Origin of the sequence: Paracoccus gahaiensis (assembly GCF_005048225.1) — a bacterium.
In the GTDB taxonomy this organism is placed as follows: Bacteria; Pseudomonadota; Alphaproteobacteria; order Rhodobacterales; family Rhodobacteraceae; genus Paracoccus; species Paracoccus gahaiensis.
In genome coordinates, this window is the sequence record NZ_SUNI01000006.1 from 161,614 (window position 1) to 188,380 (window position 26,767).

Here is a 26,767-nt window from a genome sequence, read left to right on the forward strand (position 1 = left end):
GGTTCATGGTCGATCCTGTGACAATGGTGTAACGAACCGAGCAGTCAGGGGCCAGTCACGCCCCGCGCCCGCCCGCGCCCGCCGCATGTTCGCGCCGCGCGAAGGCGGTCATGACAACCCGCTCGGACCGGTCCAGATAATCCGCCAGCCGCGCGGCGGCGGCCTGCGGATCGCCCGCCTGCAGCAGATCAATGATCGCGGCATTGTCCTGCAGGAAGGGCGCGTGCAGCTGTTCGGGATCGTCCAGCAGCCCGAAGGCCAGCCGCAGTTCCGCCATCGCCTGCGCGAAGAAGGCGGTCAGGCGGGGGCTGTCGGCCAAGGCCACGATGCCCGCGTGAAAGCGCATGTTGGCGCTGCCCACGCCGCGCCAATCGCCCGCCGCCTGCGCGGCCTGCGCCTGCGCCACCTCGGCACCCATGCGGGCGACGGCGGCATGGCGCGGCCAGGCCTGCGCCAGCGCCGGGATCTCGATCAGCCGGCGCAGGCGATAGATGTCCAGCACCCCGGCCATCGAGGGCACCGCGACCGACACTCCGCGATGGGGCAGGTGGGTCAGCAGCCCCTCATGGACCAGCAGGCGGAACACCTCGCGCAGGGTATTGCGCGAGACGGACATCTCGGCCGCCAGCCGCGCCTCGGACAGCCGCTCTCCGGGGCGCAGGCGGCCGGTGATGATCCGGTCGCGCAGCCGGGCGGCGGTCTCGGGCGCGAGGCCCGCAGAGGCGTGGGTGACGGCGTCGGTCATGGCGGTCCCGCTGGTTGCGGGGCGATCATGGCGGTCCCGTCCCCGCAAGGCAAGGCGGCAGGTTGCACAGGGATGCGGCAGATGGCCGGACGGTAAGCGCCTGATTGTTCAACAATCAGCCCCGCACTGTCAGATAATCCTTGACGGATCACGGGACCGTGCGCCAGCCTTCGGGAAACTTCCCCGATCCCCACCGATGAGGTCCAGCCATGCCCACACCTTCCCCCGCCCCCTCGGTGGCGGCGGCCAGCCTTCGCGGAGGGTTGCTGGCGGCGATCTTCCTGATGGCCACCTCGGCCATCGGGCCGGGCTTCATCACCCAGACCGCCAGCTTCACCGCGCGGATGGGATCGGCCTTCGCCTTCGCGATCCTCGCCTCGATCCTGATCGACTTCGTGGTGCAGCTGAACATCTGGCGCATCACCGCGCTGACCGGACGGCGGGCCTCCGAGACGGCCAATGCCGCGATCCCCGGCGCAGGCTATCTGCTGACCGCGCTGGTGGTGATCGGCGGCCTGGCCTTCAATGTCGGCAACATCGCGGGCGGCGGGCTGGGGCTGAACGCGATGATCGGGCTGGATCCGAAGGTCGGCGGCGCGATCAGCGCGGCGCTGGCCATCGGCATCTTCCTGTCGCGGCAGGCCGGGCTGCTGCTGGACCGGATGATCATCGGGCTGGGGATCGTGATGATCCTGCTGGTGCTGTTCGTGGCGGTCCAGTCCAACCCGCCGGTGGGCGAGGCGCTGCGCCAGTCGGTCTGGCCCGACTTCATCGACTTCGCCGCGATCACCACCATCGTCGGCGGCACGGTCGGCGGCTACATCACCTATTCCGGCGCGCACCGCCTGCTGGACAAGGGCCTGACCGGAGAGGCCAACCTGAAGGCCGTCACCCGCGCCGCCCTGACCGGGATCGCGGTCACGGGCGTCATGCGCTTCGTGCTGTTCCTGGCGATCCTGGGGGTCGTGGCATCCGGCGTGACGCTGGACCTGTCGAGCCAGGCCGCGAACCCGGCGGCACAGGCCTTCCAGGCGGCGGCGGGCGATTGGGGGATGCGCGTCTTCGGCGTGGTCCTGTGGGCGGCGGCGCTGACCTCGGTCATCGGGGCGGCCTATACCTCGGTCAGCTTCCTCGACGTGATGGGGGTGCGCAGCGATGCGGCCCGCAGCCGCGCGACGGTGGTCTTCATCGCCGTCTCGCTGGCGGTCTATCTGTCCTTGGGCACCGCGCCCGCCGCGATCCTGGTCTTCGTGGGCGGATTCAACGGGTTGATCCTGCCGATCGGACTGACGATCTTCACCTATATCGGCTATGCCCGGTCCGACCTGATGGGCGGGCACCGCTACAACCGGGGGCTGCTGGCGCTTGGCGCCATCGTCTGCGCGCTGACCTGGTACATGGGCGCGCGGTCGGTCAGCACCATCTTTGCCTTTCTGGGCATGTAAGGAGGCCGCATGCAGATCGACCTGAACAGCGACCTGGGCGAGGGCTATGGCGCCTGGACCCTGGGCGACGACGCCGCGATGCTGGACATCGTCAGTTCCGCCAACGTCGCCTGCGGCTTTCACGCGGGCGATCCGCGCGGGCTGCTGGAGACGCTGCGGCAAGCTGCGGCACGCGGCGTCGCGGTGGGGGCGCATGTCAGCTATCCCGACCGCGTGGGCTTTGGGCGGCGCGCGATGGACGCGACCTCGGACGAGCTGACGGCGGACGTGATCTATCAGATCGGCGCGCTGCAGGGCCTGGCCCGGGCGGCGGGCACGCGGGTCACCTATGTGAAGCCGCATGGCGCGCTCTACAACACCATCGCCGATGATGCGCGCCAGGCGGATGCGGTGATCGCGGGCGTGCTGGCCGCCGATCCCGCGCTGGTCCTGATGGGGCTGGCGGGCGCCCCGGTGCTGGAGCGCGCCCGTGCGGCGGGCCTGCGCGTGGTGGCCGAGGCCTTCGCCGACCGCGCCTATACGGCGGCGGGGGCGCTGGTGTCGCGCCGCCAGCCGGGCGCGGTGCTGCATGATCCCGAGATAGTGGCCGCGCGCATGGTCCGGCTGGCCACCGAGGGCGTGATCGAGGCAGAAGACGGCAGCACCCTGACCTTGCGGGTCGACAGCCTCTGCGTGCATGGCGACAGCCCCGGCGCGGTGGCGATGGCCGCCGCCGTGCGCGCGGCGCTGAGCGATCGCGGCGTCACCGTCGCGGCCTTCGCGCCGTGATGCGGGTCCTGCCCGTCGGGCCACGCTGCCTGCTGGTGGAACTGGCCGATCTGGAGGCGACGCTGGCGCTGTTCGACGCGCTGGCCGCTGACCCGCTGCCCGGCGTGACCGAGATCGTGCCCGCCGCCCGCACCCTGATGATCCGCACCGCGCCGGGCGTGGCCGCCGATGCGAGCCTTGCCCGTGCCATCCGCGCCCGCCAGCCCGCGCCGGGCACCGCCCCCGCCCCCCGCGCCACCGAGACGGTCGAGATCCCGGTGACCTATGACGGCGAGGATCTGGACGAGGTCGCGCGCCTGATGGGCCTCAGTACCCTCGAGGTGATCGCCGCCCATCGGGACGCGCTGTGGCAGGTGGCCTTCTGCGGCTTCGCGCCGGGCTTCGCCTACATGACCTGCGAGGATGCGCGCTTCGATCTGCCGCGCCGGTCCGCGCCGCGCACGCGGATCCCGGCGGGCTCGGTCGCGCTGGCGGGGCGGTTCTGCGGCATCTATCCGCAGGAAACCCCGGGCGGCTGGCAGCTGATCGGGCGGTCCGAGCTGCCGATGTTCGACCTGACCCGCGATCCCCCTGCGCTGCTGCGCCCCGGCGTGCGGGCGCGGTTCATCGAAGGCGGCGCCAAGGTCCATCCGGCAGCTGTCGCCCCCAAGCGCCGCGCGCAGGGGCTGCGGGTGGTGCGGACCGCCTTTCCGATCCTGGTGCAGGATGCCGGGCGGATGGGGCAGACGGGGCAGGGGGTCAGCGCCTCGGGCGCGCTGGATCTGGGCGCGCTGCGCCGGGCCAACCGCGCCGTGGGCAACCCCCCCGGCGTCGCGGCGCTGGAGATCACGCTTGGCCCCGTCACCCTGCGGGCCGAGGCGCCGCTGGTGCTGGCCCTGACGGGCGCGGCCCGGGCCGAGGTCGCGGGCCATCCCGTCGCGCCGGGGGCGGCCTTCGCGCTGGATGCAGGCGACGAGGTGCGGATCGCCGCCCCGACGAAGGGGATGCGCAGCTATCTGGCGCTGCGCGGCGGGTTCGACGTGGTGCCGGTGCTGGGCTCGGCCGCGACCGACACGCTGGCCCATATCGGCCCGCCCGCGCTGGTGGCGGGCGACGTGCTGGCCCCCGCCCATCGCCCCGCAGGCGCGGTGACCGATCCCGGCCCCGCGCCCGACCTGCCGGCGGCGGGCGATCTGGTCACGCTGCCCGTGGTGCTGGGCCCCCGCACCGACTGGTTCGCGCCCGAGATGGTCGACCGCTTTCTGGCGCAGGACTGGCAGGTCACCGCGCAATCCTCGCGCGTGGGCATCCGGCTGGCGGGCGATCCGATCACCCGCGACGGCGCCGAGCTGCCAAGCGAGGGCACCGCGACCGGCGCCATCCAGATCCCCCATTCCGGCCAGCCGGTGCTGTTTCTGGCCGATCATCCGCTGACCGGCGGTTATCCCGTCATCGCCACGCTGCATCCCGATGCGCTGGACCTGGCGGGCCAGCTGCCCCCCGGCGCGCGCCTGCGCTTTGTGGCCCGCGCCCCCTTTGCCCCCCTTGAGCCGGAGGACCCTCGTGTTCCTTGACACCCCCCTGACGCCCATCCGCCGCCTCCTGATCGCCAATCGCGGCGAGATCGCCCTGCGCGTCATCCGCGCCTGCGCCGACGAGGGGATCGCCTCGATCGCCGTCTATGCCGATCCCGACCGCGACGCGCCCTTCGTGCGGCTGGCCGACGAGGCCTGGCCGCTGGAGGGCTCCCGCCCCTCCCAAACCTATCTGGATGCGGACAAGATCCTGGCCATCGCGGCCCGTGCGGGCGCGGATGCGATCCATCCGGGCTATGGGTTCCTGTCCGAGAATGCCGGTTTCGCCCGCGCCGTGCAGCAGGCCGGACTGATCTGGATCGGCCCCGATCCGGGCGTGATCGACGCACTCGGCGACAAGATCCGCGCGCGCGAGATCGCGCAGGCCGTGGGCGCCCCTCTGGTCGCGGGCAGTCCCGGCCCCATCGCCAGCGGCGCCGAGGCGCTGGCCTTCGCCCGCGACCACGGCCTGCCCCTGGCCATCAAGGCGGCCTTCGGCGGCGGCGGGCGGGGCATGAAGGTCGCGTGGGATCTGGACGAGGTCGAAGAGCTGTTCGACAGCGCCACCCGCGAGGCCGTGACCGCCTTCGGGCGCGGCGAATGCTATGTCGAACAGTTCCTCGACCGCCCCCGCCATATCGAGGCACAGATTCTGGGCGACCGCCACGGCACCGTCCGGGTGCTGGGCACCCGCGACTGCTCGCTGCAGCGCCGCAACCAGAAGCTGGTCGAAGAGGCCCCCGCCCCCTTCCTGACCGGTGACCAGCGCGCCCGCATCCACGACAGCGCGCAGGCGATCTGCGCCCATGCCGGATATAGCGGCGCGGGAACGGTCGAATTCCTTTTGGCGTCAGACGGCAAGATCAGCTTCCTCGAAGTGAACACAAGGTTGCAGGTCGAACATCCGGTGACCGAGGAGACGACCGGCATCGACATCGTCCGCGCGATGATCCGCGTGGCGCAGGGCGCGCGGCTGGCCCCGGGCGACGTCCCCGAACCGCAGGGCCATGCGATCGAGTTCCGCATCAATGCCGAGGATCCGGGGCGGGGCTTCCTGCCCACGCCGGGGCCGATCACCCTGTGGTCGCCTCCGGGCGGCATCGGCATCCGGCTGGACAGCGGGGTCGAGCAGGGCGGGCAGGTCGCGGGGCAGTTCGATTCGATGATGGCCAAGCTGATCGTGCATGGTCCCGACCGCGCCACCGCCCTCGCCCGGGCCCGCCGCGCGCTGCGCGAGTTCCGGATCGAGGGGGTGGCCTCGGTCCTGCCCTTCCACCGCGCGGTGCTGGAGGCGCCCGAGTTCACCGAGGACTTCGCCGTCCACACCCGCTGGATCGAGACCGAGTTCGCCGACCGCCTTGCCGCCGCCACCGGGCCCGCGCCGCGCGTGACCCCCGCGCCCGAGACGCCGATGATCCGCTTCGCCATCGAGATCGACGGCAGGCGCCATGACATCGCGCTGCCGCCGGGCGTGCTGGCCTCTGCCGCGCCCCTCCCCGACGCCCCCGGCGCCCCCGAGGATGCGCCCGACCTGGTGACCGCCCCGGTCGCGGGCACCCTGTCGCTGTGGCAGGTCGAGGAGGGCGCCGAGGTCGTGCAGGGCCAGGTCCTGGCCATTGTCGAGGCCATGAAGATGGAAACCCGGATCGAGGCCCCCCATGACGGTCGCCTGACCCGTCTGGCGGCCGAGGGCGACACGGTGGCCCAGGGCGCGCCCCTGGCCCGGATCCGCAGCCCCGGTTGACGCGCAGGGACTGGCGCCAAAAGGACAGGTTTTCCAGACTGTTCAGCCTTGTTCGCCGCCGCTAGATTGGTGGCGTAGAATGTAGGCTTTTCCCGAGGTTATCATGATTCAGCGGACCGCCTGCGGAGGCGAGGATTCCTCTCCCGTCCTTGCCCGGGCCAGTTTCACCCGTGAGATGCTGCAGAATCTGATGGTCATCTTCGAGGCCGCCGCCGAAAACAACCCCATCATCATCGAGATGACCGCCACCCGGGTCTGGGCGATCACGCCTGACGGAACCCGCCTGTCGATCGGCGTGACGACCCTTCCTCCGTCGATCCATGCCTGACGGGCGCCCCGTCTGACTGCTTTTTGTCAGATCGGGGGAACGCCCCGGCCTCCCGCTCATTAAGCAGCAGTGCCCCGGATCTGGGGCCGCAGCACATGGGGGCATCGGATGACGCGCAGCAGCTATTGGGGACCCGCCCGCGGGACGGACGGCTGGACCTTCCGGCTGTGGGCACCGCGGGCCGCCAAGGTCGATCTGCTGATCGATCAGGCCGATCTGCCGATGGCGCAGGACGGGGACGGGCTGTGGTCGCTGGATCATCCCGCCACGCCGGGCGTCACCTACCGCTTCCGCGTCGACGGGCAGGAGATGCCCGATCCCGCCAGCCGGCTGCAGGCCGGGGGCGTCAGCGATGCCTCGGTGCTGGTGGATGCGCCAGCGCCGCGCGACTGGCCGGGCCGGGACTGGGCCGAGGCGGTGATCTACGAGATGCATGTCGGCACCTTCACCCCCGAGGGCACGCTGACCGCCGCCGTGGCGCATCTGCCGCATCTGGCCGCCCTGGGCTTCACCGCGATCCAGCTGATGCCGGTGGGCCAGTTCCCCGGCGACCGGGGCTGGGGCTATGACGGCGTCCTGCCCTTCGCGCCCCATCCCGCCTATGGCTGCCCCGGCGATCTGCGCCGCCTGGTCGAGGCCGCGCATCGCGAGGGGCTGATGGTGATCCTGGATCTGGTGATGAACCATTTCGGCCCCGAAGGCGCCTGGCTGCACCACTCTTCGCCCGATTTCTTCGACGAGGGCCGCCAGACCCCCTGGGGCGCGGCCATCAACTTCGACCGGCCGCAGGTGCGCGACTTCTGGACCTCCTGCGCGCTGCACTGGCTGGAGGCCTATGGCATCGACGGGCTGCGCCTGGATGCGGTCCACCAAATCGCCGGGCCGGGGGCCGACGGCTTCATGACCGATCTGGCCGCAGCGGTTCACGGCTTGCAGCCCCGCCGCCACCTGATCACCGAGGATGAGCGCAACATCCCCGACCTGCGCGAGGCGGGCTATGACGCGACCTGGAACGACGATTTCCACCATGCCGTCCATGTCGCGCTGACCGGCGAATCCGACAGCTATTTTGCGCCCTTCGCCGCCGATCCGGTGGGCGATCTGGCCTTGGCCCTGCAACGCGGCCATGTCGAGGAGGGCCAGCCCCGCCCGCCCCGCGGCGAGCTGCGCGGCGCGCCCTGCGGCCATCTGCACCCGGTGACCTTCGTGAACTCGACCCAGACCCATGATCAGGTCGGCAACCGCGCGCAGGGCGACCGCCTGCTGACACTGGCCGATCCGCAGGCGGTGGCGGCGGTCTATGCGCTGATGCTGGTCGCGCCCTATATCCCGATGGTCTTCATGGGCGAGGAACGCGGCGAGACCGCGCCCTTCCAGTTCTTCGCCGATTTCACCGGCGATCTGGCGGCGGCCGTGCGCAAGGGCCGCGCGGCCGAATTCGCGGGCATCGCGGCCCTTGGCGATGCCGTGCCCGACCCACTGTCGCCCGACACGATGGCCCGGTCGCGCCTTGGCTGGGCCGAGGACGACCGCGCCCGCGAGTGGATGACGCTGACCCGCCGCGCGCTGGAGTTCCGCGCCGCCCATGTCGTCCCGCTGCTGAAAAGCGGGATGCCGCAGACGACCGTCACCCGCGACGGCCCCGGCCTGATCCGCGCCACCTGGCAGTTCCCGGCGGGCGGGCTGACCCTGTCGCTGGCCCTGGGCCAGACCGACCCCGCCCCCTTGGAAGATGCCGACATCCGTGTCGGTGCGGCCGATGCCTCTCATTCGCTGACCGTGAAGGCGCTGCCTTCGGCCAACCCCTGTCAGAAAGACCTTGCATGACGTCGCGCATTCCGACTGCCACCAGCCGCATCCAGCTGCGCGAGGGGTTCGATTTCGCGGCCCTGTCCGAGCGTCTGGACCAGATCGCCGATCTGGGCGTGACGCATCTGTACCTGTCGCCGATCTTCACGGCGACCGAGGGCTCGACCCACGGCTATGACATCACTGATCCGACCGAGATCGACCCCGCGCTTGGCGGGCGCCGCGCCTTCGACCGGCTGGCCCGGCAGGCGCAGGGCAAGGGTCTGGGGATCATCCTGGACATCGTGCCGAACCACACCGCCTTTTCGGTGCAGAACCCCTGGCTGGCCGATGTGCTGGCGCAGGGCCGGGCCAGCACCCGGGCGCGGCATTTCGACATCGACTGGCAGGCCGGGCCGCTGGTCCTGCCTTGGCTGCCCGAGCCCTTCGAAAAGATGCTGCTGGACGGCGCCTTCAAGGTCCGCGACGGGCAGTGGCAGTTCAACGGCATGTCCCTGCCGCTGGCGCCGGGCACGGACACGACATCGGACCTGCGCGCCCTGCACGAGGCCCAGCACTGGCGGCTGGTCCATTACGCGATGGAGCGGGATTCGATCACCCATCGCCGCTTCTTCAACGTCACCGACCTGATCGGCATGCGGGTCGAGGATCCGCGCGTCTTCGACGACACCCATGCGCTGATCATCGATCTGGTGCGGGGCGGGCAGGTGCAGGGGCTGCGCGTCGACCATATCGACGGGCTGGCCGATCCGGCGGGCTATCTGGACCGGCTGGCCCGCGCGCTGCCCGTCACCCCCATCTGGATCGAGAAGATCCTGACCGGCGACGAGATCCTGCCCGAGGGCTGGAAGACCGTCGGCACCACCGGCTACGAGGCCGGGCGGCTGATCTCGCGGATGCTGACGCCGCAGGCGGGCTTCGACGATCTGGACGGCCTCTGGCGCGCGGCGACCGGCGAGACGGACGATTTCCACAGCGCCCTGATCCGCGCCAAGCATGACGTGCTGGACAACGAACTGGCTGCCGAGCGGCGCCAGTTGGCGCAGATGGCGGGGCAGGCGATGGCCGGGTCGGTCGAGGCCGAGCCCGGCCCCGAGATGCTGCGCGAGGCGGTCACCGCGCTGCTGGTCGCGATGCCCTGCTATCGCAGCTATGTCACCCGCGACGGCGCCAGCGAGTCCGATCGCGCGATGATCGCCCGCGTCGCGGATGAGGCGGCGGCGGGCCTGCGCCATGACGAGGTGCTGCGCGCGCTGGCCACGATCTGGACCGATCCGGCCAATCATGCGCAGATGGATTTCGTGATCCGCCTGCAGCAGGTCTCGGGCGCGCTTCTGGCCAAGGCGCAGGAGGATACGGCCGGCTTCCGCTGGACCCGCTACCTGCCCGGCAACGAGGTGGGCGCCGAGCCCGACGAGGCGACCGTCACCGCCCGCGATGCGACCGCGACGCTGGCCCGCCGCCGCCCCGGCGACATGGTGCTGACCTCGTCCCATGACAGCAAGCGCTCCGAGGATGCGCGCGCGCGGCTGATCGCCGCCAGCCATCTGCCGCAGGATCTGGGCGCGCTGGACCAGGCCGCCGCCGCCATGCCCGCGGCCAAGGACGTTCCGCCCGCCTGGCGCTGGTACATGGTGCAATCGGCTATGGCCCTGCACGGCGCGGACGAGGCGCCCGACCGTCTGGCCCGCCATGTGCAGAAGGCCATGCGCGAGGCCAAGGAGGACAGCTTCTGGACCAATCCCGACGAGGCGCTGGAAACCCGCGTCTCGGATCTGGGCCGTGCGCTGCTGGCCGAATGGGAGGGCACCCCACCCGAGGCGCTGACCCGGCTTCTGGACCGCGCGCAGGCGCTGGTGCTGATGCAATTGCTGCTCAAGACGATCATGCCGGGCTTTCCCGACATCTATCAGGGCACGCAGGACCTGTTCCTGGCGCTGACCGATCCCGACAACCGCCGCCCCCCCGATTGGGACGGCTTGGCGATGATCGCGGATCGCGACGATCTGGGCAGCCTCAAGGCGCAATGGACGCGGCACCTGCTGCACATGCGCCAGGCCGAGGCCGATCTGCTGCGCGACGCCAGCTCCGAGGCGCGGATCGACGAGGGCGGCGTGGCGCTAATCCGGCGGCTGGACGATCGCCGTCTGATTGCACGGCTGGACCTGCCCGGGGGCTCAAGCGGCGATCTGCCCGAAGGACAGGCGGTGCTGGACTGGACAGGCCCGGATGGCTGCCGTGTGCGGCTGGTTGAGGCAGGATCGGGCAGGGGCCGGGCTGATATTTGACGGCTGCGGGAACATCCGGAGCGCGAGCTGGTTCGATCCGGACCCGCTTGCGGTCCGGCTGTCGTCCCGACCGCATCGCATCACCCCGAACGCCAGAGGAGCCGCCCCGTGTCCGTTCTCCCTCCCCATCCGCCGGGCACGCGCGCCATGCCCCTGCGCGCCCCTCTGACCCTGCGCTCGACCCCCGCGCCCGACCTGGCGACGCTGCTTCTGGCGGGGGGCAAGGGCACCCGGCTGCACGATCTGACCGCGCAGGACAGCAAGCCTGCCGTTCCCTTCGCCGGGGCGAACCGGATCATCGACTTCGCCATGGCCAATGCGGTGAATTCGGGCCTGCGGCAGATGCTGGTCGCCACGCAATACGCGCCGCGCAGCCTGCATCACCACCTGCCCACCCGGTGGGGCCACCGGTTCGAGCCGCGCGGGTTGCAGACCCGCGACGGGCGCGATCTGTATCTGGGCACCGCCGATGCCGCCCGCCGCTGCTGGGCGCCGCTGGAGGCAATGGGGGGCGATCATGTGCTGATCCTGGCCGCCGACCATGTCTACGAGATGGATTACACGGCCCTGCTGGCGGCGCATCGCGCCTCGGGGGCCGCAGTGACGGTCGCGGTGGACACCGTGCCGCGCGGTGAGGCGAGCGGGTTCGGCGTGATGCAGGCCGACGCCGATGACCGCGCCCTGTCGTTTCAAGAAAAGCCTGCCGACCCCGCCGGGATGATCGGCGACCCCGACCGCGCGCTGGTGTCGATGGGCATCTATGTCTTCGACCGCGCCTGGCTGCGCGCGGCGCTGTTCGACCGGCCCGCCGGGGCGATGGATTTCGGCCATGACGTGATCCCCGACGCGGTGGCGCAGGGTCAGGCCGCCGTCTGGCAGCTGCCCGCCGGGTCCTCGGGCCGGGCCTATTGGCGCGACGTGGGCACGCTGGACGCGCTGCGTCGGGCGCAACTGGACTTCATCGGCGCCCCGCCCGTGGCGCTGCCCTTCGCCGGCCCCGTGTCGGACTGGTATCTGGGGCGGGGCAGCATCGCCATGCCCGGTGCCGTCGTGGCCAAGGGTGCGCGACTGACCAACACCCTGGTCGCCCCCGGCGCGCAGGTTCCCGCAGGGCTTGTGACCGGGGACGACCCGAAGGAAGATGCCCGCTGGTTCACCCGCACCGATGCGGGTACAGTTCTGATAACCCAAGCGATGCTGGACAGCCGTGCGGCACATGCCCATATCCGGCGTTCGGTCACATCGCCCGCCCCTTTCAAACGTCGAGGACTTCATGCGTGACCAGACCCCCCCTGCCTTTGATGCCAGCCAGGCCCGATCCGATACGCTCGGGGCCGAATATGTGGGCGAGGGGACGAATTTCGCACTGTTTTCCGACCACGCCACCTCGGTCGAGCTGTGCCTCTTCGACGAGACCGGGCAGGAAGAACTGCACCGCCTGACCCTGCCCGAGATGGAGGGCGGCGTCTGGTTCGGATACCTGCCCGACATCCTGCCGGGCCAGGTCTACGGCTACCGCGTCCACGGCCCCTACGAGCCCGAGAACGGCCACCGCTTCAACCCCAACAAGCTGCTGCTGGACCCCTATGCCCGCGAGCTGCGCGGCGAGATCATCTGGGACGACGCGCTTCACGGCTATACGATCGGCAAGGACGACCTGTCCTTCGACACCCGCGACAGCGCGCCCTTCATGCCCAAGGGCGTGGTGGTGGACAGCCGCTTTGACTGGGACACCGAGCGCGCGCTGCGCACGCCCTGGACCGACACGGTGATCTACGAGGCCCATGTGAAGGGCCTGACTCAGGCGCATCCCGACGTGCCCGAGGATCTGCGCGGCACCTTCCGGGGCCTGGTCACCGAACCGGTCATCAGCCACCTGCAGAAGATCGGCGTGACCACGGTCGAGCTGCTGCCGATCCACGCCTTTGCCAATGACCGCTATCTGGTCGAGAAGGACCTGTCGAACTATTGGGGCTATTCGACCCTGTCCTTCTTCGCGCCGCATGCACCCTATCTGAAGACCGGCCAGATCCGCGAAGTGAAGGAGGCCATCCGCCGCTTCCACAAGGCGGGAATCGAGGTCATCCTGGACGTGGTCTTCAACCACACTTGCGAGGGCTCGGAACTGGGCCAGACCCTGTCCTTCCGGGGCATCGACAATGCCAGCTACTACCTGCTCTCCGAGGACAAGCGCCACAGCTTCGACACCACCGGCACGGGCAACACCCTGAACGTCGCGCATCCGATGGTGCTGCGCATGGTCATGGACAGCCTGCGCTATTGGGTGCAGGTCATGCATGTCGACGGCTTCCGCTTCGACCTGGCCTCGACCTTGGGCCGCGAGACCGAAGGCTTCGAGCGCGATGGCAGTTTCTTCAACGCGATCCGTCAGGACCCGGTCCTGTCGGGCATCAAGCTGATCGCCGAGCCCTGGGACGTGGGCGATGGCGGCTATCAGGTCGGCGGCTATCGCTGGCCCTTCCGCGAATGGAACGACCAGTTCCGCGACGACACCCGCGCCTTCTGGCGCCGCGACCCCGGCATGCTGGGCGCGATAAGCGAACGTCTGTCGGGATCGCCCGTGCAGTTCAACCACAGCCACCGCCCCGCCACCAGCTCGGTCAACTTCGTGGCGGCGCATGACGGCTTCACGCTGTGGGACACGGTCAGCTACAACGACAAGCACAACGACGCCAATGGCGAGGACAACCGTGACGGCCACGGCCACAACTTGTCCGACAACATGGGTGCCGAAGGGCCGACCGACGACGCGGCGATCGACACGGCCCGCCTGCGCCGCGTGCGCGGGATGCTGGCGACGGTCTTCCTGTCACAGGGCGTGCCGATGATTCTGGCCGGCGACGAGCTGGGCAACAGCCAGGACGGCAACAACAACGCCTATTGCCAGGACAATGCGATCAGCTGGCTGAACTGGGACGAGGCGCGCGGCGACGTGCGCGAGGCGGTCGAGGCGCTGGCGGCCTTCCGCACCGAGACGGGGCTGGGCTCGACCCGCTTCTCGACCACCGCCGAGGATGCGCAGGAGGGCCGCCCGGTCAGCCGCTGGCTGCATCCGCGCGGCGCGGCGATGCAGGACATCGACTGGTCGGACGGCGACCAGCAGGCCTTGGGCCTGCTGATGGAACCGGTCTCGGGCGGCGAGGTGCTGATCATGATGAATGCGGGCGACGACATCGAGTTCGCCCTGCCCGAAGGCGACTGGTGCCTGCGCATCGACACGTCGCGCGACGAGGTCGCCTGCAGCGAGATCCACTCGGGGGTTCTGCCCTTGGGGTGGCAAAGCGTGGCCGCGCTGACGCGCGTGGTCCCCTCCTCCGGGTCGCACTGACGCCCCGGCCCAGAAAAAAATAAGGAAGATGGAGAAGACGATGATGGACGACAGCACCCCGGACCGGAACGAGGCCATTCGCAACCGCGCGCATGAGATCTGGGAAAGCGAGGGTTGCCCCGAGGGGCGCGAGGCCGAACATTGGGCCCGCGCCGAGGCGGAGCTGTTCGCCACCGAGGAGGGCGGCTCCCTGTCGGACGCCGCCTCCCAGAGCGGAACCATGCATGAGGCGATGCCGGACGCGTCGGGGCCGGATGCGATGGCTGAAGATGCCGCGCCGGCGGTCAAGACCAAGGCCAAGAGAAAAACCAAGGATACCTCGGGACTGGCCGCGAACGGGGACAGTGCGCTTGGCGCCAAGCCTGCCCGCAAGCCGCGCAGCAAGCCGGCGGCCAAGGACTCCTCGGCCACGTAATCGCCGGGTCCGGTCGAACCGGAATGGCGCGCTATCCCGTCTGGTATCGCGCGCCTTTTGTCGTGACGGGGCGTCCCGAACGGCTAGCCCAGGATCACCCGATGCTCGCGCTGGCCGCGCGCCTCCGAGGCCAGCGCGAAGGTGCAGCCATCCTCGGGCGTGGGGTCGTCCAGACCATCCCGGGCCGTGGTCACGAAGAGCGTGGTCAGATCGGCGCCGCCGAAGCCGGGGCAGGTGGTCTGCGGCACGGGCAGCTCGATGGCGCGGTCGAAGCGCCCCTGCCGGTCATAGCGCGCCACCCGGCCTGCGCCCCATTGCGCCGACCACAACCCGCCTTCGGCATCGATCACCGCGCCATCGGGGTTGAGCCCCTCGGCGCTGAGGTCGATGAAGGGCTGCGGATCGCCCTTTGGCCAGCCCTGCGCATCCAGCGCCACCTGCCAGATCATCCCCAGATCGGTATCGGCGAAATGCGCCAGATCGCCCTCGGGCGTGAAGCAGATCGCGTTGGTGATGGTGATGTCCTCGAACAGGCGCCGCAATTCGCCCTTGTAGAAGCGCCAGATCGAGCCGGCGCCCGCCTGACCCTCCAGCCCCATCGTGCCGATCCAGAAGCCGCCCTGCGGATCGGCCCGCCCGTCATTCGACCGGGTCAGCGGATTGTCGGCCTCCAGCGGCACCAGCAGCTGGCGCGACCCGTCGGCCAGACCGACCAGCGACAGCCCCCGGCTGGAGGCGACCAGCAGGTGGTCGCGATCCACGATCCCGGCGGCCGAGATATGGTCGTCGAAATCCCAATGCTGCCGCGCCCCGTCCAGGGGTTTGCAATACATCCGCCTGCTCAGGATATCGAACCAGATCAACGCGTTGCGGTCGGAATGCCACAGCACGCCTTCGCCCAGCCTGCATTGCGTGTCGTCAAAGATCATGCTGCCACCTCATCCCAAGCCACCACCAGCGCGCGCGCGCGCTCGGATACCGTATCCGCGTCATCGCCGGGCCGATAGAGCGCCGAGCCGATCCCCAGCCCCGCCGCCCCGGCCTGGTACCAATCCCCCATCGTCGCGGCCGAGACGCCCCCCACGGCCCAAAGCGCGGTGTCCTGCGGCAGCACCGCCCGCATCGCGCGCAGGCCCGCAGGGCCGATCAGCTCTCCGGGGAACAGCTTGAGGGCCGCGGCCCCGGCGGCCAGCGCAGCGAAGGCCTCGGTCGGGGACATCACGCCGGGATAGCTGTCCATCCCGGCGGCGACGGTGGCGCGGATGACCGCCGGATCGCAGTTAGGCGACAGGACCATGCGCCCGCCCGCATCCGCCACGGCCGCTACCTGATCGGGGCTCAGCACCGTGCCCGCGCCGATCCGCGCTCGGTCCCCGAACTCGCGCACCATCAGCGCGATGCTGTCCAGCGGATCGGGAGAGTTCAGCGGCACCTCCAGCCGGGTGATGCCGGCGACGATCAGGGCCTGCGCGATGGCCGGGGCCTCGCGCGGGGTCAGGCCGCGCAGGATGGCGATGAGGGGTCGGGACATGGGACAGATCCTTCCGGTCAGAGGGTCAGGTGACGCCGAGGCTGGCGCGATGCGCGGCGGTCAGCCCCGCCAAGGTCGCATCCCGGTCCGACATGCGCGACACCGGCACGCCCTGCGCCGCCAGCGCATCGGCGTAAAGCTGGGACAGGGCCGGCGCGCCGATCACCGTCACCGCGCAGCCCAGCCACCAGGGCCGGGCGGCGGCCAGCTCCCACCCGATCAGCGTGCCCGACAGCCGCGCCCGCGCGACGCCGGGCGCCAGCCCCGACAGCAGCGCCTCGGCCCGAAGCTGGAACAGCCCGCCATAGCCGCGCTCGGGCCGCGCCATCGCATCCGAGACGGCGCCCAGGAAGGCCTGCGGGTCGGCCTCGCCCTCGCCCAGGGAATGGCGCAGCACCGACTGGCCCGCGATGAGGGCGAACAGCTCTCCGGTCATGAAGGTCTTGAAGTTGCAGATCTCTCCGGCCGAGATGCGGACCCATTTGGTATGGGTGCCGGGCAGGCAGGCGATGCCGTCGAACTCCGGCGACAGGGCCAGAAGGCCGGCGATCTGGGTCTCCTCGCCGCGCATCACGTCGGCGGGGCTGTCCTGCCGGAGGCCCGCGACGATGTGGACCGGGCGCCCGCCGGGGGTGCCGGGCACCTCGACCAGCTGCGGCACGGCGGGGCAGGGAACGGGCAGGTAGGGCGCCTCAACCCAGCCCTGGCGCGACCCGACCATGCCGCAGGCGATGACTGGGACGGCGGGCCAGCCGGCGGTCGCCTCGGCCAGCACCGGGGCGAAGTCTTCGGGCGCCAGCCCGCCCATGCCGCGATCAAGCGCACGCGCCTCGACCATGCTGCGCCCGGACATGGCCCAGAGCCGCAGGTTCGTCGTGCCCCAATCGGCGGCGATCCAGTCGATGGTCATGCAGTTCCCCCCGGTCCCTCGGGCCCATCTGTGCGGGAAGGCGGCGGGCAGGGCAACCCCCCGGCCCGGCGCGGGGCAGTCAGCCGCTTTGCGCCTCGGCGCGGGCCAGCTTGTCCTCGACCCGGCGGAAGGCTGCCAGCAGCTCGTCGCTGAACTGCCCCGGCGCGAATTCGCGCAGGCCCGAATGGGCGGCGCAGAGCCAGCGCAGATCGCGGGTCTTCGCGGCCAGCCCGTGCAGCCAGTCGCGGAACTCGCGCACCGCGCCCGCGCGGGGCTGCAGCGCCTGCGACAGGGTGGGGTGCAGGAAGACGCGCGGTTCGGGAAACAGCCGGCGCAGCAGCCCCGGCACCGGCATCAGGTTGATCGTGTCGTCCACATGCAGCGTGCGGCTGGCCGGGTGCCAGGCCAGCAGCGATCCCGCATGGACGCGCGGGTTGCGGCTGACATAGTCGATGCCGCGCGGCAGCAGGAACTCCAGATCCGGGGCGAAGATCTGCGCGACATCGGGGCTTTCGACCGGCGCGGACTGCCAGTCCAGATCGGGATGGCGCAGCCGGTGCCGATGCGAGCCATAGAGCGCGGCCTGCGGGAAATCCCGGGCGATGTCGGCGCAATGCAGGGTGTGGAACGGGTGCAGGTTCAGGACGGCGCGGACCTCGCGGCCCTCGTCGGTCAGTTCCATTACCGCCGCGCGGACCTTGCCGCGCAGGGGATAGCTGTCCAGCATCGCGAAGCCGCCCGCAGCCAGCCGCACCAGTCCCGCCTGCGTGCCGACATTCAGCACGCCGCCGATGCGCAGATCGCCCCGGATGGTCCAGAAGCCCTGTCCCAGATCGCGGATCTCTTCGGTCATCGGCCCCCCTCACGCATCGCGGACGGCGCAGGTCGTGGCGGGCGCCTCTGCCTGCGGCAGACGGATCTGACGGCAGATCTCCTTCAGCGCGCCCTTGAGCCCCTCTTCCAGTGTCGGGTGATAGAAGGGCAGCAGCAGCAGGTCGGCGGCAGTGGCCCCGGACTGAACCGCCCAGACCAGAAGATGGGACAGATGCTCGGCGCCGGGGCAGCACAGCTCGGCACCGGTCAGGCGGCCCTGCGGATCGGCATGCAGGACGACCAGCCCCTCGGCCCGCGCCTCGGCCCGGGCGCGGCCTTGATCCGAATAATCGCTGCGCCCGGTGAGCGTATCGTCGCCCGGTTCCGCGCCCAGCTGCGCCAGCGGCGGGTCGGTGAAGGTCAGGGTGAAGGGAATGCTGCGCGGACCGGGGCGCACCTGCGGATAACGCGCGGCATTGCATCCGGCCAAGGCGCCCTCGTCCGAGGCCTCGTGCAGCAGCGGCGCATCCGCATCGGCATCGCCCGCGATGAAGACCGCGCTGGTCCCGCAGCGCATCGTGTCGCGGTCAAAGACGGGGGTGCCGTGATCGTCCAGTTCCAGCCCCGCCGCCGCCAGATCCAGCCCGTCCAGCGTGGGCGCGCGGCCCGTCGCCACCAGCACATGGCTGAAGACGGCATGGCCCTGCTGGGGGCCGGACCAGTCGATGCGGATGCCCTGGGGATCGGCGCGGGCCTCGGTGTCGACGCCCAGGCACAGGGTCAGGTCGCGGGCGACGGCCTGGGAGAGGGCCTCGTGGATATCATCCGCGCGGGCCTTGCCAAGCCGCGTCTCGCGGTCGAACAGCGTGACCGCCACGCCAAGCCGGCCCATGGCCTGCGCCAGTTCCAGCCCGATCGGCCCGCCGCCGATCACCGCCAGGCTGTCGGGCAGATCGGGCAGTTCGAAGATCGTCTCGGTCGTCAGGACGCGCGGACCCAGATCGCGGAAGGGGGGCGGGACGATCGGGGTCGAGCCGGTGGCGATGACCACCGCACGGGCCTGCACGCGGCGGCCGTCCTCCAGCACCAGCGTTGTCGGGCCGGTGAAGCGGGCGCGTCCAGTGATCGCCGTGCCCTCGGGCAGGTCGTCGAAGCTTTCACGCGTGAAGGCCACGAAGCGGTCGCGTTCCTCACGCAACCGGGTCATCACGGCGGGGCCGTCGACCTGCAGCGCGCCGGGCTGGACGCCGAAGACCGGCGCGCGCCGCGCATCATGCGCGGCCTTCGCCGCGACGATCAGCAGCTTGGAGGGCATGCAGCCGGTATTGGCGCAAAGCGTGCCGCGGAACTCGGGGTCGATCAGCAGGGTGCGGGCGCCCTCGTCGCGGGCGGCCCGCTCGGCGGCGATGCCCGCCGTGCCGGCACCGATGATGGCCACATCGCAGGTCAGGTCGGGGCGCTCAGCTTCGGGCTGATCACGCATGGCGCACCGCCACGGCAGCGGGGGAGGGTTGCCGGGCGACGCCGCCTGCGGACACGGGACGGGGAAATGCGCGGATCATCCGGAGGGCCTTTGGGATTGTTCACAGCCACAACCGGCCCCGCCCTCCGGGCGTTCCCTGCCGCGCCTTCACGCGCGCGTGTGCTTTGCTCGGCGCAGCCCTTCAGGTGCCCTGCGCGGCGGCCAGTCCCTTGGCGATGATCGGGCCGGTGGGGCGCCCGGTGGGCGATCCGCCCTCGGGCTCCAGCGTGATCTCGTAGAGCTGCGCATCGGTGGGGCGGGGCAGGTCGGGCCCGGCCAGGCGCGCCGCCTGCGGTCCTTCGAGGACGCCAAGCGAGCGCGGCCCCATCTCGGCCGAGGGCAGGGTCCAGGCCTGGATCGAGAAGCCCTGCGGCACCTCGACCTCTGACACGAAGCGGATCTGCGCGGTCTCGTCGCCGTAATCCTCGATCACCGCGCGGGGCAGGCCCTGATCGTCCAGAAGCACCGCCACCACCTGCGGCGCGGGCGCGGGCTGCAACCCGGCCCCGCCCAGCCCAAGCGCGATGCCCAGGACCAGCGCCGCCGCCAGCCCCGCCAGCCAGCGGCGCGGCGCCGAGGGCAGGTTGGCGGGCAGTTTGGCGGGGTGGGCGGGCCGCATCGTCGGATCGACCGACAGGACCGGCGGGACAGATGCGGGGGCCGCGTCCTGCGCGCTGTCCTGCGGGGTCTCGGCCAGCCGCAGGCGCAGGCGGTCCGCGAAGCCCTGGGGCAGGGGCACGGGGGTCGCGGACAGGTCCAGCGGCAGCAGCTGGTCGCGCAGGCCCGCCACCTGCGCGGCCAGCGCCGTGTCGCGGGCCATCAGCGCCTCGAACAGCTGCGCCTCGGCCGGGGTCAGCAGACCCAGGGCATGGTCGTCGGCATGGCCGGTCAGGTCGTCCTGAAGCGGGTTCATGACAGGCACTCCCTCAGCGAGGCCAGCCCGCGCCGGATCCAGGATTTCGCTGTGCCAAGCGGCACGCCTTGCCTGGCCGAGATCTCGCCATGGCTGTAGCCCGCGACATGGGCCAGCAGGATCGCGCGGCGGCTTGGATCGTCCAGCGTGTCCAGGCATTCGCCAAGCCGCCCGGTCCCGGCCAGCAGCTTCCAGCCATCGTCGGGCTGCAGGTCCTGGCGCGCTTCCTGCATGCGGGTCAGGTCCTCGGGGGACAGGCTGGCTAGCCGCTTGCCGTCGCGCAGGATGGTCAGGCAGCGGTTGCGCAGCACCGCATAGATCCAGCCGCGCGCCGATCCGCCCGCCCGGTCCTGCTGGGGCGCCTTGCGCCAGATCTGCACCATCGCGTCCTGCAAGGCCTCCTCGGCAAGATCGTGGCGGCCCAGGATGCGATGCGCGACGCCCAGCAATTGCGGCCCCTCGTGCTGCAGGATGGTGTCGATCCCCTCGGGGCGACCTTCGGCGCAGGCGTCCAGGGCCTGTTCCAGATGGCGTCTTGGCTGATCGTTCACGATGTCCCCCCGGCGGTTCGCGGCCATCCTGACCCAAGGCCGCCCCGGAAGAAACCCCGCCCACGGCCCCGGCGACTTATTTTCGCGCATCTCTGCATCCGGTTGAGCGGATGCCGCGTCATCGGGTCATAGGGACGGCAAGACCGCCGCCCATTGGACCCTGAACGGAAAGGAACGCCCCATGTTTCGCATTGCCGCCGTCTCCGCCTCTGCCCTGGCCCTCTCGGTCGCCGCTGCCGCCGCCGCCACCGGCGTCGTGCTGACCGACGACCGCACGCTGGTCATGTTCGACACCGAGACGCTGGAGGTCACGGGCTCGATGGAGGTCGAGGGTGTCGACCGCCTGCTGGGCATCGACCTGCGCCCCGCCGACAACACGCTGGTCGGCGTCGCCGACGACATGCGCATCGTGACGATCGACCCGGCCACGGGCGCCGCCACCGACCTGTCCATGATGGACACCGCGCTGGAGGTCGGCGACATGCCGGTGATCGTGGACTTCAACCCGATGGCCGACCGCCTGCGCCTGATGACCGGCAGCACGAACCACCGCGTGAACGTGGACACGGGCGAGGTCACCGTCGACGGCAGCCTGAACTGGACGCCCGAGGACGAGAACTCGGAAGCCGTCCCGATGATCGCCGCCGCCGCCTATATCAACAGCTACGGCACCCCCGAGGCGACCGCGATGTACAACATCGACGCGGGCCTGGGCGCGCTGCTGCAGCAGACGGCGCCGAATGACGGCACGCTGGCCACCATCGGCATGCTGACCATCGAGGATGCGGGCGAGGCGATGGCCTTCGACGTGCAGACGGATGCCGAGGGCATGAACATGGCCTGGCTGATCACGAACAACACCCTTCACTCGGTCGATCTGGACACCGGCGCGGCCACCGCCGCCGGCGAGATCACCGGGATCGACGGAGAGATCCGCGACCTGACCGTGATGCCCGCGATGTAAGTTGCGGGCTGTGGCCCGGGCCGCGTGGTCCGGGACCGTTTGACCAGTTCAGGCGCGCCCTTCGGGGTGCGCCTTTTTTTGTGGGCCGTGCTGCGGACATGACAAGGCCCGGCCCCCTTGGCGGGGGCCGGGCCTTTCGAAGACCCTGCGATCAGTTCGCCGGTGCGGGATCGGGCACGGTCGGGGTCGCGGGCGTGCTGTCCTCGGGCAGATTGGCCGGGGCGGCGCCTTCGGCCTCAGGGGCCGGGGGCGCTGCCGGCTCCGGCGCAGGTGCGGTCGCGGGTTCCGGGGCAGGCGCGGGCTCTGCGGCGGCGGCCTCGATCCGGTCGCTGTCGATCGGTCCGTCCGACAGCGCGCCATCGGCGGCGGCGACGCGCCAGACGGTGTTGCCGGCATCGTCGGCCACCAGCAGGGCGCCGGTCCCGTCAAGGCCGACGCCGACCGGACGGCCGCGCACCTCGCCATCGACCAGGAAGTCCGTCACCACGTCCTGCATCATCCCGTCGGGCGCGCCGTCGGTGAAGGGTACGTAGGACACCTTGTAGCCGTTGAAGACATCACGGTTCCAACTGCCGCGCTGGCCCACGAAGGCGCCCGCACCGAAGGCCTCGGGCATGGCCGAGCCATCGGTGAAGACCAGCCCCAGGGCCGCGACATGGCTGGACAGCGCATAGTCGGGCGACAGGGCCGTCTCGACCAGATCGGGCCGGGCCGGGCGCACGCGCTCGTCCACATGGTCACCGTAATAGCTGTAGGGCCAGCCGTAGAACGCGCCGTCCTGCACCGAGGTCATGTAGTCGGGCACCAGATCGGGGCCCAGCTCGTCACGCTCGTTGATGACCGCCCACAATTCGCCCGAGGTCGGGTTGAAGGTCAGCCCGTTCGGGTTGCGCAGGCCCGAGGCATAGATGCGCGAAGCCCCGGTTTCACGGTCGATTTGCCAGATCGCGGCGCGGCCCTTCTCGGCCTCCATCCCGTTCTCGGCGGCGTTCGAGTTCGAGCCGACCGAGGCGTAGAGCATCGTGCCGTCCGGGCTGAGCGCCAGATCCTTGGTCCAGTGGTGGTTCAAGGGCCCGCCGGGCAGCGGTGCCAGCGTGGTGGGCTCGGCGGTGATCGCCGTGTCGCCCAAGGCATAGGGATAGGCCTCGACCGCATCGGCGGCGGCCACGTACAGCGTGTCGTCGATCCAGGCCAGGCCGAAGGGCGAGTGCAGCCCGGTCAGCAGGTCGTAACGCTCGTCCACCACCCCGTCGCGATCGGTGTCGCGCAGAAGGGTGATCAGGTTGCTTTCCGCCTGCGGTCCGCTGCCGCCGCCCGAGGCGAAGGCCATGATCCAGCCGCGGATGTAGTCCTTGGGGCGGTATTTCGGCTTCCCCTCGGGGGCCCGGGACTGCACCACCAGCACGTCGCCATTGGGCAGGGTGTGGACCGTGCGCGGGTTGACCAGATCGGTGGCATAGGCGGTGATCGCCAGCCCCTCGGGCACGGTGGGGGTCTGGCCCTCGGCCCAGCCCACGACCTCGGCCACGTTCACGCTTGGCAGCAGGTTGACGAATTGCGGATCGGGCAGGACCGGATCGGGGCCGATCTGGCTGGCCACGTCGAAGGCATCGGCGGGCGCATCCTGCGCCATGCCCGCAGGGGGCAGGGCCAACATCAGGACGGCGCCGCCGGTCAGCAGCAGCGCGCGCTGCGAAAGATGAAGAGAGGTCATGAGGGGGTCGTCCTTCTCAGGCGCGGATAAGGGGGCGGTGGGCCGCGCGGCGGGTCAGCAGGGCGGCGCCCAGCATCACGAGGCAGGTCAGGGCGGACAGGGTGATCCCCCAGGGCATGATGGCCGTCCAGCCGTCGCCCGCATGCATCAGGCTGTTGACGAAGGCCAGGACCAGCGCCAGCACGTAAAGGCCAAGGACGCCCCAGCTGGGACGCGGGCGCTTCGTCAGCGCGCCGACGATCCAGAACAGGACCGCGATCCCGCCCGTGACCAGACCGAAGAACAAGAGCCAGGACGAGAAGTCCTGCCACATCAGCACCAGCGTCCGGGTATAGGCGATGTCGGTCAGCAGCGTCAGCGCGAAGAAGGCCGCCGAGAAATGCGTCAGAAGCGTCGATCCCGGCAGCGGAAGGGGAAGCGCGAGGGGCACGCCGTGGGTCGAGGTGGTTACGGCCATGATGTCGCTTTCTTGCAATGTTATGGCACGTGAAACGGCCCGCCCGGTCAGATGTTCCGACCGAGCGGGAATTCCGTCCGGGCCGCCTTGTCCTGCCGGCGCTCAGGGCCGGTCGGGGCCGTCCCCGGCGCGGGCCAGAAGCTCCTCGACCTGCGGGCCGATGGCCGCGACGATCTGGCGCACGCCTTCCGCGTTGGGATGGATGCGGTCCTCCTGCATCAGGTCGGACAGGGACAGGCCTTGGGTCGCCTTCTCTCCGATCGGGCCCAGGAAGTCGGGGACCAGGATCGCGTCATGCTGGGCGGCCAGATCGACATACATCGCCTCGAAGTCGCGCTTGAAGTCGGGGCCGTAATTGCCCGGCGCGGGCAGGCCCGCCAGCAGCACGGGCACGCCCGCCGCCCCGGCCCGCTGCAGGATCGTGTCCAGATTGGCGCGGCTGGAGGCCGGGTCGATCCCGCGCAGCAGGTCGTTGCCGCCAAGCGCCACGATCATCGCGTCGGGATCCTCGGCCAGGGTCCAGTCGATGCGCGCGGCGCCCCCGGCGGTGGTGTCGCCCGACACGCCCGCATTTGTGATCTGCACCTCATGGCCGCGCCCCTGCAGCCAGTCCTGCAGCACCGGCACGAAGCCCTCCTCCTGCGGCAGGCCATAGCCCTGCGTCAGACTGTCGCCCATCGCGGCCAGCCGCAGCGCCTGCGCGTCAGCAGGGACTGCCCCCAGGGCCAGCAGTCCCATCACCATTGCGGCAAGGACCCCTGCCGGGCGGTTGCCAAGCCGCGCGCGGCGCCCGTATCGTGGCCCCGAAATCCGTGCGCGGACTGTGAGGACTGACCAGATGGCCGACCCCGTGATCCGCCTGCGCGACGCGCACCTGACGCTGCAGGGCAATGCGGGGCCGGTGAACATCCTGCGCGGCATCTCGCTGGAGGTCGGGCGGGGCGAGACGGTGGGGCTGGTGGGTCCGTCGGGGTCGGGCAAATCGTCGCTCCTCATGCTGATGGGCGGTCTGGAACGCGCCAGCGGCGGCCAGGTCCACGCGCTCGGTCAGGACCTGACCGCGCTGGACGAGGACGCGCTGGCGCGCTTTCGTCTTGGCAATATGGGGGTGGTCTTCCAATCCTTCCACCTGATCCCGACGATGACCGCGCTGGAAAACGTGGCGACGCCGCTGGAACTGGCCGGACGGACCGATGCCTTCGACCGCGCGGCGGCCGAGTTGGAGCGGGTGGGCCTGGGGGGGCGGCTGGATCATTATCCCGGTCAGCTGTCGGGGGGCGAGCAGCAGCGCGTGGCGCTGGCCCGCGCCGCAGCGCCCCGGCCCGCGATCCTGCTGGCGGACGAGCCCACGGGCAATCTGGACGGCGCCAACGGGCAGGCGATCATGGACCTCCTGTTCGGGCTGCACCGCGATCACGGCGCGACGCTGATCCTGGTGACCCATGATCCGGCGCTGGCCGAACGCTGCGACCGGGTGATCCGCCTGGATGACGGCCGCATCGCCGCCGAGCCCGCCCCCGAACCCGCCTCCGGGGCCGCGACATGAGCCTGCGTCTGGCGGCCCGGCTGGCCCGGCGCGACCTGCGCGGGGGCTTGCGCGGCTTCTGGGTGCTGCTGACCTGCCTGGCGCTAGGGGTGGCGGCGATCGCCGCCGTGGGCTCGGTCCGGGCGGCGATCCAGGCGGGGCTGACCCAGCAGGGTGCCGCCCTTCTGGGCGGCGATGCCGAGGTCAGCCTGACCTATCGCTTTGCCGATCCCGCCGAGCGCGCCTGGCTGGAGGACCGCGCCACGACCGTCTCCGAGATCGTCGATTTCCGGTCGATGGCCGTGGTCGGGCAGGGCGACGGGGCCGAACGTGCGCTGACCCAGGTCAAGGGCGTGGATGATGCCTATCCGCTGGAGGGCGCGCTGGTCCTGGACCCACCGCAAGGCATCGAGCAGGCGCTTGGCCCCACGCCCGGGGGCCTGCCGGGCGGCGTCATGGCGCCGCTTCTGGCCGACAGGCTGGGGCTGGCGGTGGGCGAGGTGTTCCGGCTTGGCGTGCAGGATTTCGTGCTGACCGCCCGGCTGGTCAGCGAGCCCGACGCGGCCGCCGCCAGCTTCGGTTTCGGCCCGCGCACGCTGGTCCGGCGCGCCGCGCTGGAGGACAGCCAACTGCTGGGCGCGGGCACGCTCTTCGACAGCCGCTATCGCCTGAGCCTGCCGCCCGGCGCCGATCTGGACGCGCTGCGGGCCGAGTGGCGCGCGGATTTTCCCGACAGCGGCGCGCGCTGGCGCGACAGCCGCCGCGGTGCGCCGGGCATCGACACCTTCGTGGATCGGATCGGCGCCTTCCTGGTGCTGGTGGGCCTGACGGGGCTGGCCGTGGGTGGGGTCGGCGTCTCGGCCGCCGTGCGCGCGCATCTGGCGCGCAAGACGCAGGTGATCGCGGTGCTGAAGACGCTCGGCGCCTCGGGGCGGGTGATCTTCCAGGTCTATTTCCTGCAGGTCGGCGCGGTGGTGCTGGTGGGGGTCGCGGCGGGGCTGATCCTGGGCGCGCTGATCCCCTGGGCCCTGGCGCCGGTCCTGGCGGCCCGGCTGCCGGTGCCGGCGGTCTTCGCGCCCTATCCGGGGCCGCTGGCCGAGGCGGCGCTCTATGGCATCCTGACCGCCTTCGTCTTCACGCTGTGGCCTTTGGCCCGGGCGCGGCAGATCCGCGCGGCGAGCCTCTTCCGCGACGGGGGCGGCGAGGGGCAGGGCTGGCCGCAGCCGCTGTTCCTGGCGCTGATCGGCGCCGCGCTGGTCCTGCTGGTCGGGGCGGCGGCGATCTTCTCGGGCCTCTGGGGGCTGACTTTGGGCGTGGCGGGCGGCGTGGCTGCGGCCTTCGTCGTGCTGGCGGGGGCGGCGGCGCTGGTGCGCCGCGCCGCGCGCCGGGCGGGCCGGGCGCGCACGCTGCAGGGCCGCCCGGC

24 protein-coding genes are annotated in these 26,767 nt (G+C 71.1%); 13 read left to right on the plus strand and 11 right to left on the minus strand.

The window, feature by feature from the left end; genetic code table 11:
• Positions 1–55: 55 nt before the first annotated feature.
• Complete coding sequence (locus FA743_RS09495) at positions 56–745, minus strand: GntR family transcriptional regulator (RefSeq protein WP_136885870.1); 690 nt, start codon at positions 743–745, stop codon at positions 56–58.
• A 209-nt stretch (positions 746–954) separates the two neighbouring features.
• Here FA743_RS09495 and FA743_RS09500 point away from each other — a divergent pair, with 209 nt between their 5' ends.
• The 10 genes from FA743_RS09500 to FA743_RS09540 all read left to right on the plus strand — a co-directional run bounded on the left by FA743_RS09500 (position 955) and on the right by FA743_RS09540 (position 14,444).
• Positions 955–2,190, plus strand: coding sequence for an NRAMP family divalent metal transporter (locus FA743_RS09500; RefSeq protein ID WP_136885871.1), 1,236 nt, complete (start codon positions 955–957; stop codon positions 2,188–2,190).
• 9 nt (positions 2,191–2,199) lie between these two features.
• Positions 2,200–2,958, plus strand: a complete 759-nt coding sequence (locus FA743_RS09505; protein WP_136885872.1) for a LamB/YcsF family protein — start codon at positions 2,200–2,202, stop codon at positions 2,956–2,958.
• On the plus strand, positions 2,958–4,511 hold the full coding sequence (locus FA743_RS09510; protein ID WP_136885873.1) for a 5-oxoprolinase subunit B/C family protein: 1,554 nt from the start codon (positions 2,958–2,960) through the stop codon (positions 4,509–4,511). The genes FA743_RS09505 and FA743_RS09510 overlap by 1 nt, the downstream gene beginning before the upstream one ends.
• On the plus strand, positions 4,501–6,255 hold the full coding sequence (locus tag FA743_RS09515) for an acetyl/propionyl/methylcrotonyl-CoA carboxylase subunit alpha (protein WP_246054910.1): 1,755 nt from the start codon (positions 4,501–4,503) through the stop codon (positions 6,253–6,255). Before FA743_RS09510 ends, FA743_RS09515 begins: the two co-directional genes overlap by 11 nt.
• A gap of 103 nt (positions 6,256–6,358) precedes the next feature.
• Positions 6,359–6,583 carry a hypothetical protein gene (locus tag FA743_RS20285; RefSeq protein WP_169308832.1) on the plus strand — a complete coding sequence of 75 codons (225 nt, stop codon included), beginning with the start codon at positions 6,359–6,361 and terminating at the stop codon, positions 6,581–6,583.
• A 108-nt stretch (positions 6,584–6,691) separates the two neighbouring features.
• Positions 6,692–8,410: a malto-oligosyltrehalose trehalohydrolase gene (treZ, locus tag FA743_RS09520; protein WP_136885874.1), complete on the plus strand. Its 1,719-nt coding sequence runs from the start codon at positions 6,692–6,694 to the stop codon at positions 8,408–8,410.
• Positions 8,407–10,680: a malto-oligosyltrehalose synthase gene (gene treY, locus FA743_RS09525; RefSeq protein WP_136885875.1), complete on the plus strand. Its 2,274-nt coding sequence runs from the start codon at positions 8,407–8,409 to the stop codon at positions 10,678–10,680. Before treZ ends, treY begins: the two co-directional genes overlap by 4 nt.
• 108 nt (positions 10,681–10,788) lie before the next feature.
• Positions 10,789–11,961, plus strand: a complete 1,173-nt coding sequence (locus FA743_RS09530) for a sugar phosphate nucleotidyltransferase (RefSeq protein WP_246054911.1) — start codon at positions 10,789–10,791, stop codon at positions 11,959–11,961.
• Positions 11,954–14,029: a glycogen debranching protein GlgX gene (gene glgX, locus FA743_RS09535; RefSeq protein WP_136885876.1), complete on the plus strand. Its 2,076-nt coding sequence runs from the start codon at positions 11,954–11,956 to the stop codon at positions 14,027–14,029. Before FA743_RS09530 ends, glgX begins: the two co-directional genes overlap by 8 nt.
• Before the next feature lie 28 nt (positions 14,030–14,057).
• Positions 14,058–14,444 (plus strand): DUF2934 domain-containing protein, encoded by a 387-nt coding sequence (locus FA743_RS09540; RefSeq protein ID WP_211242229.1) that lies wholly within the window; start codon positions 14,058–14,060, stop codon positions 14,442–14,444.
• An 83-nt stretch (positions 14,445–14,527) separates the two neighbouring features.
• On the opposite strand, the gene FA743_RS09545 is transcribed toward FA743_RS09540, so the two are convergent.
• The 7 genes from FA743_RS09545 to FA743_RS09575 form a co-directional block, all read right to left on the minus strand.
• Positions 14,528–15,373: an SMP-30/gluconolactonase/LRE family protein gene (locus tag FA743_RS09545; RefSeq protein ID WP_136885877.1), complete on the minus strand. Its 846-nt coding sequence runs from the start codon at positions 15,371–15,373 to the stop codon at positions 14,528–14,530.
• The gene (locus FA743_RS09550) at positions 15,370–15,975 is read right to left on the minus strand and encodes a 2-dehydro-3-deoxy-6-phosphogalactonate aldolase (RefSeq protein WP_136885878.1); all 606 of its coding nucleotides are present in this window, start codon (positions 15,973–15,975) and stop codon (positions 15,370–15,372) included. Before FA743_RS09550 ends, FA743_RS09545 begins: the two co-directional genes overlap by 4 nt.
• A gap of 25 nt (positions 15,976–16,000) precedes the next feature.
• The gene (locus FA743_RS09555; protein WP_136885879.1) at positions 16,001–16,885 is read right to left on the minus strand and encodes a 2-dehydro-3-deoxygalactonokinase; all 885 of its coding nucleotides are present in this window, start codon (positions 16,883–16,885) and stop codon (positions 16,001–16,003) included.
• A gap of 79 nt (positions 16,886–16,964) precedes the next feature.
• Complete coding sequence (locus tag FA743_RS09560) at positions 16,965–17,738, minus strand: hypothetical protein (protein ID WP_136885880.1); 774 nt, start codon at positions 17,736–17,738, stop codon at positions 16,965–16,967.
• 9 nt (positions 17,739–17,747) lie between these two features.
• Entirely contained in the window at positions 17,748–19,181 is a 1,434-nt protein-coding gene (locus FA743_RS09565) for a dihydrolipoyl dehydrogenase (protein ID WP_136885881.1), read from the minus strand.
• Positions 19,182–19,362: 181 nt separating this feature from the next.
• Entirely contained in the window at positions 19,363–20,133 is a 771-nt protein-coding gene (locus FA743_RS09570) for an anti-sigma factor (RefSeq protein ID WP_136885882.1), read from the minus strand.
• Positions 20,130–20,684, minus strand: a complete 555-nt coding sequence (locus FA743_RS09575; protein WP_246054912.1) for a sigma-70 family RNA polymerase sigma factor — start codon at positions 20,682–20,684, stop codon at positions 20,130–20,132. Before FA743_RS09575 ends, FA743_RS09570 begins: the two co-directional genes overlap by 4 nt.
• Positions 20,685–20,865: 181 nt before the next feature.
• Between FA743_RS09575 and FA743_RS09580 the strand changes: the two genes are divergently transcribed.
• Positions 20,866–21,648, plus strand: coding sequence for a DUF4394 domain-containing protein (locus FA743_RS09580; RefSeq protein ID WP_136885884.1), 783 nt, complete (start codon positions 20,866–20,868; stop codon positions 21,646–21,648).
• A gap of 151 nt (positions 21,649–21,799) precedes the next feature.
• Here FA743_RS09580 and FA743_RS09585 read toward each other — a convergent pair whose 3' ends face one another.
• The 3 genes from FA743_RS09585 to FA743_RS09595 all read right to left on the minus strand — a co-directional run bounded on the left by FA743_RS09585 (position 21,800) and on the right by FA743_RS09595 (position 24,563).
• Positions 21,800–23,362, minus strand: a complete 1,563-nt coding sequence (locus FA743_RS09585; protein WP_136885885.1) for a PQQ-dependent sugar dehydrogenase — start codon at positions 23,360–23,362, stop codon at positions 21,800–21,802.
• A gap of 16 nt (positions 23,363–23,378) precedes the next feature.
• Positions 23,379–23,819: a DUF2231 domain-containing protein gene (locus tag FA743_RS09590; RefSeq protein ID WP_136885886.1), complete on the minus strand. Its 441-nt coding sequence runs from the start codon at positions 23,817–23,819 to the stop codon at positions 23,379–23,381.
• 102 nt (positions 23,820–23,921) lie between these two features.
• Entirely contained in the window at positions 23,922–24,563 is a 642-nt protein-coding gene (locus tag FA743_RS09595) for an arylesterase (RefSeq protein WP_342774381.1), read from the minus strand.
• 94 nt (positions 24,564–24,657) lie between these two features.
• Between FA743_RS09595 and FA743_RS09600 the strand changes: the two genes are divergently transcribed.
• Positions 24,658–25,365, plus strand: coding sequence for an ABC transporter ATP-binding protein (locus tag FA743_RS09600; RefSeq protein ID WP_136885888.1), 708 nt, complete (start codon positions 24,658–24,660; stop codon positions 25,363–25,365).
• Positions 25,362–26,767 (plus strand): ABC transporter permease (locus FA743_RS09605; RefSeq protein WP_136885889.1); only part of this gene is annotated, 1,406 nt, incomplete at its 3' end. The genes FA743_RS09600 and FA743_RS09605, both read left to right, overlap by 4 nt.